This is a genomic window from Ureibacillus sp. 179-F W5.1 NHS (assembly GCF_045369345.1).
GTDB classification, from domain to species: Bacteria; Bacillota; Bacilli; order Bacillales_A; family Planococcaceae; genus Ureibacillus; species Ureibacillus halotolerans.
This window is the reverse complement of the sequence record NZ_JBIQFG010000013.1, coordinates 21,129-37,536: the sequence shown is the minus strand read 5'-3', so window position 1 is coordinate 37,536 and position 16,408 is coordinate 21,129. Positions and strand designations below refer to the sequence as shown.

General features: G+C 33.9%; 18 protein-coding genes. All 18 read left to right on the top strand.

What is annotated here, in order from left to right; all coding sequences use genetic code 11:
- Window positions 1–13 precede the first annotated feature (13 nt).
- The 18 genes from flgK (at window position 14) to ACH0B5_RS08140 (ending at window position 16,401) form a co-directional block, all read left to right on the top strand.
- Window positions 14–1,699, top strand: a complete 1,686-nt coding sequence (flgK, locus tag ACH0B5_RS08225; RefSeq protein WP_122971068.1) for a flagellar hook-associated protein FlgK — start codon at window positions 14–16, stop codon at window positions 1,697–1,699.
- Window positions 1,700–1,738: 39 nt separating this feature from the next.
- On the top strand, window positions 1,739–2,665 hold the full coding sequence (flgL, locus tag ACH0B5_RS08220; RefSeq protein WP_341361801.1) for a flagellar hook-associated protein FlgL: 927 nt from the start codon (window positions 1,739–1,741) through the stop codon (window positions 2,663–2,665).
- Window positions 2,666–2,725: 60 nt separating this feature from the next.
- Window positions 2,726–3,289: a DUF6470 family protein gene (locus ACH0B5_RS08215; protein WP_406927698.1), complete on the top strand. Its 564-nt coding sequence runs from the start codon at window positions 2,726–2,728 to the stop codon at window positions 3,287–3,289.
- A 14-nt stretch (window positions 3,290–3,303) separates the two neighbouring features.
- On the top strand, window positions 3,304–3,747 hold the full coding sequence (gene fliW, locus ACH0B5_RS08210; protein WP_406927697.1) for a flagellar assembly protein FliW: 444 nt from the start codon (window positions 3,304–3,306) through the stop codon (window positions 3,745–3,747).
- Complete coding sequence (gene csrA / locus ACH0B5_RS08205) at window positions 3,747–3,965, top strand: carbon storage regulator CsrA (protein ID WP_122971064.1); 219 nt, start codon at window positions 3,747–3,749, stop codon at window positions 3,963–3,965. The genes fliW and csrA overlap by 1 nt, the downstream gene beginning before the upstream one ends.
- A gap of 194 nt (window positions 3,966–4,159) precedes the next feature.
- On the top strand, window positions 4,160–5,056 hold the full coding sequence (hag, locus tag ACH0B5_RS08200; RefSeq protein ID WP_406927696.1) for a flagellin Hag: 897 nt from the start codon (window positions 4,160–4,162) through the stop codon (window positions 5,054–5,056).
- A gap of 94 nt (window positions 5,057–5,150) precedes the next feature.
- Window positions 5,151–6,860: a motility associated factor glycosyltransferase family protein gene (locus ACH0B5_RS08195; RefSeq protein WP_406927695.1), complete on the top strand. Its 1,710-nt coding sequence runs from the start codon at window positions 5,151–5,153 to the stop codon at window positions 6,858–6,860.
- Between the two features lie 11 nt (window positions 6,861–6,871).
- Window positions 6,872–7,216, top strand: coding sequence for a DUF8042 domain-containing protein (locus ACH0B5_RS08190; RefSeq protein ID WP_406927694.1), 345 nt, complete (start codon window positions 6,872–6,874; stop codon window positions 7,214–7,216).
- Entirely contained in the window at window positions 7,213–7,491 is a 279-nt protein-coding gene (locus tag ACH0B5_RS08185) for a hypothetical protein (RefSeq protein WP_406927693.1), read from the top strand. Before ACH0B5_RS08190 ends, ACH0B5_RS08185 begins: the two co-directional genes overlap by 4 nt.
- Before the next feature lie 173 nt (window positions 7,492–7,664).
- The gene (locus tag ACH0B5_RS08180) at window positions 7,665–8,441 is read left to right on the top strand and encodes a motility associated factor glycosyltransferase family protein (RefSeq protein ID WP_406927692.1); all 777 of its coding nucleotides are present in this window, start codon (window positions 7,665–7,667) and stop codon (window positions 8,439–8,441) included.
- 135 nt (window positions 8,442–8,576) lie between these two features.
- The gene (gene pseB, locus ACH0B5_RS08175; protein WP_406927691.1) at window positions 8,577–9,548 is read left to right on the top strand and encodes a UDP-N-acetylglucosamine 4,6-dehydratase (inverting); all 972 of its coding nucleotides are present in this window, start codon (window positions 8,577–8,579) and stop codon (window positions 9,546–9,548) included.
- 37 nt (window positions 9,549–9,585) lie between these two features.
- The gene (gene pseC / locus ACH0B5_RS08170) at window positions 9,586–10,743 is read left to right on the top strand and encodes a UDP-4-amino-4,6-dideoxy-N-acetyl-beta-L-altrosamine transaminase (protein WP_406927690.1); all 1,158 of its coding nucleotides are present in this window, start codon (window positions 9,586–9,588) and stop codon (window positions 10,741–10,743) included.
- A complete protein-coding gene (locus ACH0B5_RS08165; RefSeq protein ID WP_406927689.1) occupies window positions 10,740–11,465 on the top strand; it encodes a cytidylyltransferase domain-containing protein in 726 nt (241 codons plus the stop codon). The genes pseC and ACH0B5_RS08165 overlap by 4 nt, the downstream gene beginning before the upstream one ends.
- 8 nt (window positions 11,466–11,473) lie before the next feature.
- Window positions 11,474–12,493: a UDP-2,4-diacetamido-2,4,6-trideoxy-beta-L-altropyranose hydrolase gene (pseG, locus tag ACH0B5_RS08160; RefSeq protein ID WP_406927688.1), complete on the top strand. Its 1,020-nt coding sequence runs from the start codon at window positions 11,474–11,476 to the stop codon at window positions 12,491–12,493.
- 15 nt (window positions 12,494–12,508) lie between these two features.
- Window positions 12,509–13,054, top strand: a complete 546-nt coding sequence (gene pseH / locus ACH0B5_RS08155; protein WP_406927687.1) for a UDP-4-amino-4,6-dideoxy-N-acetyl-beta-L-altrosamine N-acetyltransferase — start codon at window positions 12,509–12,511, stop codon at window positions 13,052–13,054.
- Window positions 13,055–14,110 (top strand): pseudaminic acid synthase, encoded by a 1,056-nt coding sequence (gene pseI, locus ACH0B5_RS08150; protein ID WP_406927686.1) that lies wholly within the window; start codon window positions 13,055–13,057, stop codon window positions 14,108–14,110.
- A gap of 284 nt (window positions 14,111–14,394) precedes the next feature.
- Complete coding sequence (locus tag ACH0B5_RS08145; protein WP_191709097.1) at window positions 14,395–15,753, top strand: IS1182 family transposase; 1,359 nt, start codon at window positions 14,395–14,397, stop codon at window positions 15,751–15,753.
- Between the two features lie 273 nt (window positions 15,754–16,026).
- Complete coding sequence (locus ACH0B5_RS08140; RefSeq protein ID WP_122971050.1) at window positions 16,027–16,401, top strand: flagellar protein FlaG; 375 nt, start codon at window positions 16,027–16,029, stop codon at window positions 16,399–16,401.
- Window positions 16,402–16,408 lie beyond the last annotated feature (7 nt).

The window sequence follows — 16,408 nt, the reverse complement described above, 5'->3', positions numbered from 1 at the left end:
GGAGGAGTTAGTTTTGCGCTCCACATTCATGGGATTAGAAGCAAGTAAGAGAGGACTTTTTACACAACAAAGTGCACTCTACACGACTGGTCATAATATTTCCAATGCCAATACAATAGGCTACACGCGTCAACGGGTGAATATGGCTTCCACATTAGGTTATCCAGGCGCAGGTTTGAACTCTCCAATGACAGCAGGACATATTGGGACAGGCGTGGAAGCGACATCGGTCCAACGTATTCGAGATGAATTTATCGATCGCCAATATCGTCAAGAAACAAATAAATTAGGATATTGGGAATCGAAAGCAAATGCAATTTCACAAATGGAAGATGTTATGTCTGAACCGTCGGAATATGGTTTAAACGAAGCCTTCAATTTATTCTGGAGTTCCTTACAAGATGTTAGTACTAACCCGGAAGATTCAGCTGCACGGAAAGTTGCCATTCAAAGGGCAGAACATTTGGCTGATACGTTTAACTACCTTGATACACAATTAAAACAAATTCAAGGAAATATCGGAAATGAAATTGATGTATCCACTACTCAAATCAATTCAATTTTGAAACAAATTGCTGAAATTAATAAACAAATTCAAGCTGTAGAGCCAAATGGTTATATGCCGAATGATTTATACGATGCACGAGATACTTTGCTTGATGAGTTAAACGAATACATACCAGTTTCAGTTGAACGAGTAAAATCTGGTGGGAACGCTTTAGAAATTGCAGAAGGTAGTTATAAAATTACTTATAAAACTGCTGATGGTACAACGATGACTTTAGTTGATGGAAAAGACTATGCAGAACTGAAGGCATTAGATACTGCAGGAAATAAAGTAGATGGAAATGTGGATGACGCAGCAACGAAAGGGTATAATCCATTTGCCCAAATTGTTGTTTCTAATATTGGAAATCCACCCGATAGTACAACGACTCAAGGGAGTTTTGAAGAAGCAGATTTTGAGAATTCTAAAGGTAAACTGCTATCATTAATTAATTCGTACGGTTTCAAAAATACAGATAGTCCGACAACTGAAGGGTACTATCCTGAAATGTTAGCGAATTTAGATAAATTAGCCCAAGTATTTGTGGAAGCATTTAATACAGTACATCAAGCAGGTTATACATTGAATTCTACAAATGATTCGACAGCTCCAGACGGGGGACTATTCTTCGTAGGAGAAGGTGCAACAGCAACTTCTGCTGGAACTATAACGGCAGGTACAATTAAAGTAAGCGCTGAAATTAAAAATGATCCTAAAAAAATTGCTGCATCTTCCGCTCCAGGTGAAGAAGGAAATGGGAAATGGGCAACTGAATTAGCGAACTTACAAAGTAAGGCAGTAGGAGCTAATGGATTTACAATTGATTTAGATCGTACGAACCCTAACGATGCAAATGTTACTTACACGCCGACAACGGATCTAGATGGTGCTACTTTCCAATCCTTCTATGAAAGTTTAATCGGACAATTGGGAGTAGATGGACAAGAAGCAGCCCGTCTACAATATAATTCAGAAACGATTCGTTTAACTGTTGCAAATAACCGTGCTTCCATGAGTTCTGTCTCATTAGATGAAGAAATGACGAATATGATTACATTCCAGCAAGCGTATAATGCCAATGCGCGAATGATTACAGTCATTGATGAAACACTAGATAAAATTATTAACGGCATGGGCCGTGTTGGATTATAAAATAGAATTCCAATTTAGATGTAAAGAAAGGAGATTGTTATGCGCGTAACCCAATCTATGTTATCTAATAACATGCTAAGAAATTTAAGTACTAGCTATTCGAAAATGTCTGAGTTACAAAATCAAATTAATACAGGCTCTAAAATTACTCGCCCTTCCGATGACCCGGTCATTGCTATTAAAGGTATGAGTTATCGAACAGATTTAAATAAAGTTAGCCAATTTGAACGAAATATGAACGAAGTTAATTCCTGGTTAGATTCATCCGATGATGCATTAGGACAAGTAGGGGACGCTTTAAACCGAGTAAAGGAATTGGTTGTCCAAGCTGCTAATGATACGAATACTGCAGATGATCGTCAAAAAATTAAACTTGAAATCGATCAAATTCGAAGTCAAATTCAAGATGTCGCCAATACAAAAATTGCTGATAAATATATTTTTAATGGAACGAAAACCCAATCTCCATTGTTCGTCAATGGTGAATTAAATCCAGAAACCTATGACAGCTCGACAGGTGAATTTATTTCTGCAACATCAGGAGAAGTAAATATGGAAGTATTTGATGGAATTCAAATACAGGTAAATACGTCTAATGGTACAGAACTATTTAAAAATGTAGATGATTTAATGGCGAATATTTCTTCGGCACTGGATGCATCTGACGGTGAGGAAATTGGAAATCTATTAGGCGGTCTAGCAGATGGTACTGACGATACTTTATCTGAACTTCAAAATAAAGTGTTAGAGGCTCGCGCAGATGTTGGAGCTCGACAAAACCGAGTGGAAATGATGACGAATCGCCTCTCTTTACAGGAAATTAATGTGACAAAACAAATGTCGCAAAACGAAGATGTTGATTATGCTGAAGCAATCACACAAATGATTACCTATGAATCGATTCATCAAGCATCCCTTTCTGTAGGAGCAAAAATCATTCAACAAACTTTAGTCAATTTTTTATAATTTTCACATGGCGTTTGGACATACTTGTTCAAACGCTTTTATTAAAAGAAGGTGAATAAGTTGAATTTCCCTAAGCTTCATATAACGAAAACTGAGATAAAACTGAATATGCATATTCAAGATCCTGTTCAAATCATTCGACAACCAAAGGCCAATCAAACGATAAAGCAGCCTAATGGAAAATTAAATATTGAAACAACAAAAGGAAAGCTTGAAATTGATCAGTCGCAAGCTTGGCAAGATTTAGGACTGTTAACACCGAAAGAATCGGTCCAAAAATATGTGGCTGATGGCAGACAGGCAGTATTAAAGGGGATAGCGAAGGCAGTACAAGAAGGGCGACAAATTTTGGAGAATAGTGGAAAGGGACAGGGGAGAGCGATTATAGCTAATATTGCTAAGCAAAATCATGGTCCCCATCGAGTACCAATGAACATTAAATTCATTCCATCCGTCGGTTCTGTTAAAATAGATTATACGCCAGGTAAGGTAGAAACAAATTATACACCGCAGAAACCTGAAATAGACGTTCAAATTAATCGACCTATATATGATTATAAACAAGGAAAAGTAACCCACGAAGTAGTACAACGTCCATCAATAGATATTGATTTCATTGGATAAAAGGAGCAATTAATATGAATATAAAAACAAAATTTTTAGGAGAAGTAGAAATAAACGATGGAGATATTATTACGTTTGAATACGGACTTCCAGGTTTCCCTGATTTAAAAAAGTTTGTCCTTCTTCCTATAGATGGTGACCTTCCGTTGGCGGTACTTCAATCAACGGAAAAAGCAGAAATTGGGTTTGTCGTTGCTTATCCTTTCGCTTTTAAAAAGGACTATGAATTTGATATAAGTGATGAAGATAAAGAAGATTTGAAAATTGAGAAGGAAGAAGATGTGATCGTCTATTCCATAGTGACGTTAAAAGAAACTTTCATAGAATCAACTTTAAATCTATTAGCACCTATTGTCATTAATGTGAATAAAAAACTTGGAAAACAAATTGTATTACAAGATAGTGCTGCTTACCCATTAAGATTTCCAATTAGTACATTGGAAGGAAGTGCAAAATAATGCTTGTCCTATCCCGTAAAAAGAATGAATCGATTATGATTGGTGACCATATCGAAGTGAAAATTTTATCTGTTGATGGTGATCAAGTAAAACTAGGAATCGTTGCACCGAGAAATGTAAAAGTCCATCGTTCTGAAGTTTTTCAAGCGATTCAAGAACAAAATAAAGAAGCACTAAATACGAATGTAAATATACTTGAACAATTGAAAAAAAAGTAGATTTCATCCACTCGGTTATGCTGGGTGGATTTTTTTATGTAGCTTGAAAAAAAATAGAAAAAATTTTTTTAAAATCTATTAAACTAATTTCAAATGGGACGATATTAGTAATGTAAGGCGATGGTACTATTCCAAAGCCAAGCAATTCCACACGGATGTGGATTATCTAATAAAAATTCAAGGAGGAATTCTAAATGAGAATTCAACACAACATTTCAGCTTTAAACACTCACCGTAACCTAGCTTTCAACAACACTCAAGCTTCTAAAAACCTTGAGAAATTATCTTCAGGTTACAAAATTAACCGTGCTGGCGACGACGCTGCTGGTCTTGCTATCTCTGAAAAAATGCGCGGACAAATCCGTGGTCTTGACATGGCGTCTAAAAACGCTCAAGACTCAATCTCTTTAATCCAAACTGCTGAGGGTGCTCTTAACGAAACTCACTCAATTTTACAACGTATGCGTGAATTAGCAGTTCAATCTGCAAACGACACAAACGTAACTGCTGACCGTGAAGCATTACAATTAGAAATCCAATCTTTATCTGATGAGATTACACGTATTGCAAAAAACACTGAGTTCAACACTCAAAAATTATTAGACGGTACTTTCACACGTACTGCAACTAAAGTTTCAGGTGGTAATGCAACTCAAGCTGGTGGTAAACAATTCCATATCGGTGCAAACTCAGGTCAAAGCATTAACTTATCTATTGGAACAATGACTGCAGGTGCATTAGGTGTATCTGTAACTGCTGCAGCAAGTGTATCTGATGGTGGTACTGCAGGTATTAATATCACAACTCAAACTGCTGCTGATAACTCAATTTCAATCGTAGACAGCGCTATTAACAAAGTATCTAAAACTCGTGCATCTTTAGGTGCGGTTCAAAACCGTTTAGAACACACAATCAACAACTTAGGTACAACTTCTGAAAACTTAACTGCTGCTGAATCACGTATCCGTGATACTGATATGGCTGCTGAAATGATGGGCTTCACTAAGAACAACATCTTAATGCAAGCTGCTCAATCTATGTTAGCTCAAGCTAACCAACAACCACAAGGTGTACTTCAATTACTAGGTTAATTTTAACCTGAAAAAACAGAAGAGGGTTTCCTCTTCTGTTTTTTTATCTTCATTTATATATGAAACGGACGATATTTAATATGAGGTGGAGATTTTGACTGAATACATTTTAAACATAGAGGTTGCCAAATCAGGCGATGAAACATTAAAAATAAATGAATATCATGTACATAGTAAATATAATCCGATCATAGAATCCGAGCGAATTGCAGAAAAAGAATATAGTATGAACTGTACCCACATTGTTTTTGGATATGGGAAAGGATATGTCGTTGATAGTTTACTTAAAAAAATGAAAAATGAGTCAATCATCATTGTTGACCCTTTAATTGAAATGGGGAAAATTCAAATTGATGAACGCCATAAAAACAGTGAAAAAGTATTCTATTGGGGAGAAAGTACAGTAAATACTTTAGGTTATTTGATTTCAACTATTTCAGAGGGGAAAGCATTAAAGATAAAGGTTATTTTAACCCCAAATTATGATAAGTTATTTGCAAATAACTATCGGGATCTGTTAGTTTACTTGCGGGATTTTCAAAATAAAACACAAATTAATTATAATACGGAAGTGTTTTTTGCAAACCAATGGCAACGGAACTTTTCCATTAATGTCCCAATGATTGCTAAAGATGAATCTTTATCTGTTTTACATAATCAGTTTGATTTACCGGTAGTGTTAGCAGCGGGCGGGCCGTCCTTAACGAAACAACTCCCTTTGCTCAAAAAAATTCAAGAACATGTGATTATTATTGCTTCCGGTTCTACTGTCAACTCCCTATTAGCGGCTGACTTGGAACCAGACTTTGTCCTTTCAATTGACGGAGGAGAACCAAATTATAAACATTTTAAAGATCTCCAATTTGATAAAGCGAGATTAATATATTCACCTTATAATCATTCCGGTGTTCGAAAATCCTTCCGAAAAAAAGGATATGTATTTACGCAAGTCAGCCAAGAGGAAGTTGGAAAGTACTTATTAAACAATATTGGAATTAATTTACCTGTTTTAGCTGGTGGGGGAACTGTGGCCCATTATGGTGTTACTGTTGCTGGGTTGCTTAACTCTGGTCCAATCGCCATGTTAGGGCAAGATCTAGCCTATACAAATAATCAAACCCATGCTAAAGGAAATAAATTTGCAAAAGAAGTCGAACAGTTATCTGAGTTGAATTTAGAACTAATACCTGTTGAAGGGTACTATGGAGAAACCGTTCATACATCCCGAGATTTTTTATCTATGAAAATGGTATTTGAAGAAATTATTCGTTTTTATAAACCACTCGTTCCCATATTCAACTGTACAGAGGGTGGAGTGAAACTAAAAGGGTATGAACAACTTCCATTCCAAGATTTTGTTGACACTTATGTTGATACAAATAAAGTGAAAAATTTAGATCATCTAGATAACAATAATGCAATTTATAAAACAGACAAAGAAGTTGTAGACATTTATAAAAAGGAGTTGAAATTAATAGGGGATCTAGAAAATCTGTTAATTAAAGGAATCCATGTTTTACATAAAGTAAAAAACAATACATTCTTTGATCAACATACACTTAATTTGTTCGATAAAATTGAAAAGGAAATAAATCAAAAGTCGAAAAAAATCCAAGTTCATTTTCTTATTGGTCCAATTACAATCGAAGTTTCGAATTGTTATTTGGAAAAACCGAATGAAACTCAGAAAGAAGCTTTTGAACGGGTATGGAATCAAACTTATACACTATATAAGCGGTTATTAGAAGCTTTTAAAAAGGTAAAAGTCAATTTAAGGGATGTCATTACTGAAATTGAAAATTAGGAGTGGGAAAGTTGCAAAACGTCGTACTAGAAGTAATTGAAAGTTATAATGAATATTTGAATAAATTACCGAGCGGTTGTATAGCAATTGCAAACAAATTCCGAGACGATCAAATACAAGCTGCATTATTAAATGTAAAGGATTTTTCAGAAGGTGTAATATGGTTAACAGAAGCTGCTGAATTATTAAAGAAAAATGAAGTAAATGTTACATCGAATATAGATAAAATCCATGAGTTTTTGACGGAAATAAACAATGCATTAGAAATTCAAGATTTTCATTTAGTTGCTGATTTATTTGAATATGAGATTGCTGAATTTTTTGAGCAATGTAATAGAATTGTGATTGAACAATGAAGTTCGAAGTTGATATAGCTAGAGATGGAAATCAAACACTTACAGTTGACGGGATTCATATTTATAGTAAGTATAAACCGATGGATCATGTTGAATCCTTTATTGAAAAAGAGATAAATCATGGGGCAGAGGGTTATTTATTACTAGGTTTAGGATTAGGATATCATTTACAATCAATTGTAAAAAAAGTGAAAAGCAAAAAAATATATGTTCTATGTGTCGATAAACAAGAACAGGAAATTTTATTCAATCTACAATTTCTCAGGATATATTAACGCTTCCGAATGTTCATATTATCTATGATCCAAAAGAAATTAACATTAATAAAAATTTTCAAATTATTATTCCAAATGCATGGTTACAAGTATTAAATAAATCGAATCCTCTATACAACTTTTTAGCGGATATAAAAATTAAACAAGAAAGCTACAGCAATCAAAAAAAACTTTTGGACGAAAATTTTTCGAATAATATAAGATTAAATGATAAAAACTTAAAACATTATCTATCTGAAACGAAACGGGATAATAAAATAGCTTGTTTAGTTTCGAGTGGTCCATCACTCAATGAAACAAAAACCTGGATAAAAAATGTAAGAGAACAACTCTATATTTTATGTGTAGGTTCGGCATTAAAAGTTTTGTTGAAGGAAGGTATTAAACCAGACGCTGTAATCATCTCTGATCCTAAGAAAAATATTATACAGCAGTTAGAAGGTACTAATTTTGATGGGGTACTATTTTACTTAAGTACAGCGAATTATGAAGCAACTTCAAATTATTCATATACGAGATATATATTATTTCAATCTGGTTTTAAGAAAGCAGAAGAAATTGCAAAACAAAATAATATACCTTTAGTGGAAACAGGTGGTTCTGTTGCAACAACTGGGTTTAGTACTCTAAAATTTTTAGGCTTCGATACAATTGTTCTTTTCGGACAAGATTTAGGCTTCAAAGAAAATAAAACCCATGCAACTTTTTCAACATCGGGTCGAACTGTTCATAAAAATGAAAATTTGTTAAAAGTACTCTCGAACAATGGGGAAGAAATTTATACAACCCCTAATTTACATTCCTATTTCATGTGGTTTAATACAAAAATGAAGGATTCTACTAATTTGAAGGTTTTTAATACTGCACTCAATGGAGCTAAGATTCATAAAGTTGAGTTCATTAATCAAGACAAGTTTTATAAAATTGTGTATTCCTATAAGAGTGAGTGAAAAATATTATAATAGGAAAATATTTCAAACCTATGTTATCATAGGTTTTTCTTTATTTTTTAATTTAATTACCGATAATAATAATAATAGACATTTCAATAAAAATTGACAGGAAATTGATTGGAGTAATTTACAATGAGTATTTTAGGTAATAAAACAGTATTAGTAACAGGTGGTACTGGGTCATTTGGGAAAAAATTTATAAAAAAAGCGTTAGAAGAAAATGTGAAAAAGGTTATTGTTTTTAGCAGAGATGAATTAAAACAATACGAAATGAAACAAGAATTTAAGGATGAGAGAATTCGCTTTTTCATTGGAGATGTACGGGATAAAGATCGATTAAATCGAGCATTTGATGGGGTTGATATCGTGATTCATGCTGCTGCCATGAAACATGTAGATGCTTGTGAATATAACCCATTCGAAGCAATTAAAACAAATATCCACGGTGCGCAAAATATTATTGAAGCTGCAATTGATCGAGGGGTGGAAAAAGTAATCGCCCTTTCAACTGATAAAGCATGTAGTCCAGTCAATTTATATGGAGCTACAAAATTGGCATCAGATAAATTGTTCGTAGCAGCAAATTCTTATGTAGGTGATAAAAAAACAAGATTTGCGGTAGTGCGTTATGGGAATGTTGTAGGAAGTCGCGGAAGTGTCGTTCCATTCTTTAAAAAAATTAGACATACGGGTGTTATTCCAATTACGGATGAACGTATGACTCGTTTTTGGATTACACTCGATCAAGGAGTTCAATTTGTGCTGGATAATTTAGAACGTATGCAAGGTGGAGAAATTTTTATTCCTAAAATTCCAAGTATGAAAGTAACTGATCTTGCTAAAGCAATTGCTCCAGAATGTGAAATTGAAATTATCGGAATTCGCCCTGGAGAAAAATTACATGAAGCAATGATTATGGAAGATGATGCACGGCATACAGTTGAATTTGATGATTATTATGTTATTCAGCCAGAATTTACTTGGTGGAAAAAAGAGAAACATCTTGAAGGGAAAAAGTTATCAGACGGTTTTGCTTATACTAGTGATTCCAACACGGATTGGTTAACGATTGAACAATTAAAAGAACTAGTAGAAGGAATGTAGTCAATGACTGCATTTTTTCTTTAAGGAGCAATAGACTATGAGGGATACATATTTACCATATGGAAAGCAGTACTTGGATGAAGAAGATATTGAAACCGTTGTAAATGTTTTAAAAGGAGATTTTCTAACAACTGGACCTTCGATTAAAGAATTTGAAAAAACAGTTGCTAAGTATGTTGGTTCAAAATACGCTGTAGCCTTTAGCAATGGTACAGCAGCTTTACATGGTGCATGTTTTGCAGCCGGTATTACTGTAGGAGATGAAGTAATAACAACACCTATTACTTTTGCTGCCAGTGCTAATTGTATTAGATATGTAGGAGGTACTGTTGTATTCGCAGATATTGATGAACAAACGTATAATATCGATCACAAAGAAATTGAAAAAAAGATTACTGATAACACAAAGGCCATTATTCCAGTTCACTTTACGGGGCAGCCTGTAAATTTAGATGCCATACATTCCATCGCAGAAAAACATAATTTAGTTGTTATTGAAGATGCAGCGCATGCTCTAGGAGCGTCTTATAAAGGGAAAAAAGTAGGATCGCTTTCGGATATGACAATGTTTAGCTTTCACCCAGTAAAACATGTCACAACTGGGGAAGGTGGAATTATAACAACAAATAATAAAAACTATTATCAAAAACTTGTCCAATTTAGATCCCATGGAATAACAAGGGATAGAGAGTTATTAGAAGAAAATCACGGTCCTTGGTATTATGATATGCAATTTTTAGGCTACAATTATCGTATGACGGATATCCAAGCAGCCCTTGGTGTAAGTCAAATGAAAAAGTTAGATAAATTTATTGAACGAAGAAAAGAGATAGTAAAGAAATATAACGAAGCCTTTGCAGAAATGCCAGAAGTCGTTATACCTTATCAAAGTCCAGATAGTGATTCAAGTTGGCATTTATATATACTCAAATTAAATCTCCATAAGCTTACTATTAATAGAAGAGAAATTTTTGAAAAATTAATTGCACTTAATATTGGTGTAAATGTTCATTATATTCCTGTACATACTTTAAATTACTATCAGCAGTTAGGCTATAAAAAAGGAAGTTTTCCACAAGCAGAGGATTTATACGAAAAAATTATAACTTTACCATTATTCCCTAAAATGACAGATGAAGATTTAGTTGATGTTATTGAAGCAGTTAAAACAGTTATTATGCAGGTGAAAAAATGAAAATTGTTGCCATCATTCAAGCAAGAATGGGTTCGACAAGATTACCTGGGAAAATATTGAAAGAGGTTAATGGTCGACCATTATTATCCTATCAATTGGAACGTTTGAGTTTATCCAAATATATAAATCAAATAGTCATTGCTACAACTATAAAAGAACAAGACGATATTATTGAAGAATTTTGCATCAATCAAACAGTTCCTGTATATAGAGGTCCAGAATCGGATGTATTAGCTCGATATTACGAAGCTGCCCTTAAATTTAAATCAGAAATCATTGTACGTATTACATCTGATTGTCCAATAATTGATTCACAAGTTGTTGATCGCACAATTCAACATTTTATAGAACATGATTTTGATTATGTTTCAAATACAGTAGAGCGGACCTATCCAAGAGGCATGGATACGGAAGTATTTTCTTTTGAAGCTTTGCAAAAAGCTTATCAAGAATCTTTTTTAAATAGGGATCGTGAACATGTAACAGCTTATTTTTACTCTAATCCAGAAAAGTTTAACATTGGCTCAGTACGAAATGAAACGGATTATAGTAAGTATCGCTGGACAGTTGATACAGTTGAAGATTTTGAATTAATTAGATTAATTATCGAGAAACTTTATAATGAAAATCCTTATTTTTCTATGAACGAAGTTATTAACTTAATGGAACAAAATCCAAATTGGTATAAAATGAATGCGCATATTGAGCAAAAGAAAATATAGGTGATTCTATGGGAATATTCATTAGGACGGATTCTTCAATTGAAATAGGCACTGGACATGTAATGAGATGCTTAACTTTCGCTAATAAGGAAAGAGCTGCTGGTAATCAAGTGTCATTTATTTGTCGAAAGGCAAAGGGAGATAGTATCAATTTTATTAAGGAAAATGGATTTTCTGTATATGAATTACCATTCGTTGAAGAATCCTTATGGAGCTACACCGAAATGAATTGGGAAATTGATGCAAAACAGACAATTGAAATTATTAATCAATTTACAGTTGATAAATTGGTAGTTGATCACTATTCATTAGATGAGAAATGGGAAAGTAAAATGAGGAAATTCGTTAAAGAAATCTTCGTCATCGATGATTTAGCGAATCGACCACATAACTGTGATATTTTACTAGATCAAAACTTTTATTTAAATATGTCTTCCCGTTATAATGGATTAGTTTCTGAAGGGACCAAACTCCTTCTTGGTCCTAAACATGCCCTTCTAAGAGATGAATTCGTATTGGCACGAAAATATTTGAAAAAATTTAACGGGAAATTGGAACGTCTTTTTATATTTTTTGGAGGTAGTGATCCAACAAATGAAACAGAAAAAGTCGTTCGAGCGATTGCTCCCATAATAAAAAAATATGAGATTAAGGCAGATGTCATTGTCGGAAAATCAAATCCAAATAAAAAGAAAATTAAGCAGTTATGTGAACTGTCTAGTAATTTTACATATTATTGTCAAATTAATAATGTTGCCGAGTTAATGGCAAAAGCTGATTTAGCCATTGGTGCTGGAGGCACAACAACATGGGAAAGAGCTTATTTGAGTTTACCTTCAATTGTTATTGCTGTTGCAGATAATCAAGTAGAAATAGCAAATGCCTTAAATGAAAAGGGAATTATTTATTTTTTAGGTTTATCCCAAGAGATAAACGAGTCCATTATTATCAGTGCCTTGCAAAAGATAATTACGGATGTAACATTTTTAAATGAATCAAAAGCTAACTGTATTCAATTGTTTAAATGAGAGGCGTTGATTATCATGAAAAAAGCTATTTTAAGAGACATACAAAGGGATGATTTAGAAAAGGTGCTAATTTGGCGTAACCAAGACTTCATTCGCTCTGTTATGTTTAATAACTCTCAAATAAGTTATGAACAGCACATTGCATGGTACAATCAACTTCAACAGTCTAACAAGAGAATATGTAAAATATTTAGCGTGGAAGATAAAGATTATGGCGTATTAAATATTACAAACATGAATGTGGAATCAAATAGTTGCGAATGGGGTTTTTATATTGGAGAAAAAAACTCTAGTAAAGGAACTGGACTTTTTCTAGGTTACACATCTTTAAATTATATTTTTTCAACTTTAAAAATTAGAAAAGTATGTGCGGAAGTTTTAGAATCTAATATAATCAGTAGAAATTTTCATAAAAAATTAGGCTTTCAATTAGACGGTATATTGAGAAAGCACCTTTTAAGGAATAACCGGTATGAAGATGTCTATTTGTATAGTATTTTTCAAAATGAATGGCTATTGAATGAAGAAAAAATTAGAAAAGAATTAGAGGAGCGATTTTAAATGTCACAAATAAAATTAATGCAACATGAGATTGGTCCTCAATCCAAACCCTTTATTATTGCTGAAATGTCAGGGAATCATAATCAATCGCTTGAACGAGCGTTAGAAATTGTGGAAGCTGCTGCACAAGCTGGAGCACATGCTCTTAAAATTCAAACATATACAGCAGATACAATGACTTTGAATATTGAAAATCCCGATTTTAAAATTAATGATAAAAACAGTTTATGGGATGGACAAAACCTATATCAATTATATCAACAAGCATATACACCATGGGAATGGCATAAGCCGATTTTTGATCGTGCTAAAGAATTAGGAATGATTGCTTTCAGTACTCCTTTTGATGAAACAGCTGTAGATTTTTTAGAAGAATTGAATGTTCCTTTATATAAAATTGCTTCTTTTGAAAATACTGATTTACCTTTAATAAAAAAAGTTGCATCAACAGGAAAACCAATGATTATTTCTACTGGAATGGCGACTTTAGCAGAATTGGATGAGTTAGTAAAAACCGCAACAGAAGCAGGATGTAAAGATTTAGTTTTATTAAAATGTACAAGTACATATCCAGCAACCCCAGAAAATACGAATATATTAACTATTCCGCATATGCAACAATTATTTGAGAATGTTCAAATAGGTTTATCGGATCATACTATAGGTATTGGTGTAGCAGTCGCTAGTGTTGCGTTAGGTGCTACAGTAATAGAAAAACATTTTACTTTATCACGCGCTGATGGTGGAGTCGATTCTGCATTTTCAATGGAACCTTCTGAAATGAAGATGTTAGTTGAAGAAACTGAAAGAGCATGGCAATCGTTAGGAAAGGTAACTTATGGACCAACTGATAAAGAAAAAGCATCTTTAAAATTTCGACGTTCTATTTATGTATGTAAAGATATTGAACAAGGAGAGCCTTTCACAAAAGAAAATATTAAAATTGTCAGACCAGGTTATGGACTTGAGCCAAAATATTGGGATCGTGTAATTGGTAAAATCTCTAAGAAACAAATAAAGGCAGGTACTCCTTTAATCTTTAATGATTTATTTTAAAATATTAATAGTAAACTAAGCATAATTTAAATGCTTAGTTTCAGACTGTAGACAAACTCGAAATTTCGAGTTTGCCTACAGTCTTTTTTCTTTTAAAATAAAAGTAATAGTTTCTGAAATAGAGTTAGTTGATTTCCGTTTCGGCGGACGCTTTCCGCGGGCGTGGCCCAATCCTCCTCGTCGCTTTGCTCCTGCGGGGTATCGGCCTTCACGCTTTTCCCGCAGGAGTCGCCGCCTACACTACAATCAACTCCTTTCTAAATAAATGTCTGAGGTGAATGGATATGATGTCGAAAAATCAAATAAATGAACGTGATCAAATTGAGATGATTACAATTGAACAACTTGTACCACCGAATCATCTTGTTAGAAAGCTTGAATCAGCTATTGATTTTTCCTTCATCTATCCACTAGTAGAACCACTGTATTCAACACTAGGTCGACCGAGTGTGGATCCAGTCGTATTAATTAAAATGACATTTGTTCAATATGTATTTGGAATTCGTTCAATGCGTCAAACTATAAAAGAGATCGAGACGAATATGGCATATCGATGGTTTTTAGGATTTGGATTCCATTCTGAAGTACCGCACTTTTCTACCTTCGGTAAAAATTATGAACGTCGTTTCCAAGATACGGATATCTTTGAACAGATCTTCTATCGAATTCTTAAAGAAATTGCAGATAAAGGATTACTAAGTGCCGACCATGTCTTCATCGATTCAACTCATGTTAAAGCCAGTGCGAATAAACGTAAATTCGAAAAGAAGATTGTACGCAAAGAGACTCGGGCATATGAAGCTAAACTTCAAGAAGAGTTGAATCAAGATCGGATTGATCATGGGAAGAAACCATTCCCGCCAGATAAATTTGAAAAAGAAGAGATGAAGGAAATTAAAGAGAGTACGACAGATCCTGAAAGTGGCTACTATGTAAAAGATGAACGGACGAAGCAGTTTGCTTATTCATTCCATGCGGCAGCGGATAGGTATGGATTTATACTTGGATCGATTGTGACACCTGGGAATGTTCATGATAGTCATATGCTTCAGCCACTTGTTGAAAAGGTAATGGAAAAAGTGAAGAAGCCACTTGCGGTTGCGGCCGATGCTGCTTATAAAACACCTGCGATTACTAAGTTTTTATTTGAACATGATATTCAACCGGCACTTCCGTATACACGACCAAAAACGAAGGATGGATTTTTACGTAAACACGATTATGTATATGACGAGTACTATGATTGTTACCTTTGTCCGGAAGGGCAAATCCTAAAATATTCGACAACGACTAAAGATGGAAAACGCCAATACAAATCGAACCCTACTGAGTGTGCAAACTGTCCTTTGCTTGCTCGATGTACGAACAGTAAAGACCATCGAAAAATTATTGAGCGTCATATTTGGGCACATCATGTAGAGGAAGCGGATCATCTTCGTCATCAAAACGATATCAAACAAATATATGCAAGACGTAAAGAAACGATTGAACGTGTTTTTGCGGATGCGAAAGAAAAGCATGGTATGCGATGGACAACCCTACGTGGGATTAAAAAATTGTCCATGCAGGCGATGCTTACTTTTGCTGCCATGAATTTAAAGAAGCTTGCCAATTGGACATGGCAAGCTCCAGAAATGGTCTAAATAGAATACTCGTAGAGTGCTTTTGCTTAAAATAAGACTGTCAAATACCCGAAAAACGTTCAAAATTACAAAAGGCCTTCAGAATGTGACCATTCTGAAGGCCTTTTGTCGACAATCTGAAACTAAGCATAATTTAAATGCTTAGTTTTTTTTATTTAACTAGATTTTCTATTTTTATATGAAATATCATTTTTAATTGCCGATATATAATACATACAAAAATTGTCTCAACTGAACTTTATACGCTCGGACAAAATCAAGGAGGATGAGATCATGCGTATTTCGTCACAACATGCTGTAGAAAGTGCAACGGTAATGAAGACGGTTCAAAGTGCATCGATAGAACAAGTAGAGAAGCAAGGAAGCTCAAATACGACAACTATGACAAATCAACAAAATGCCACTTTGGAAAATAGTGAAGTAACGGAAGGAAAATTAAAACAAGCGGTTGATTCATTAAATGAATTTCTAGAAATTAACCATAATTCGGCAAAGTTTGTTTACCATGAAGGTTTAGAACGTTACTTCGTTCAAGTTGTAAATAAAGATACAGAAGAAGTAGTAAAAGAAATTCCACCCAAAAAACTGCTAGATGCATTTTATGAAATGCAAAAGCTAGTCGGAATGATCGTAGACGAAAAAATATAATTCATTG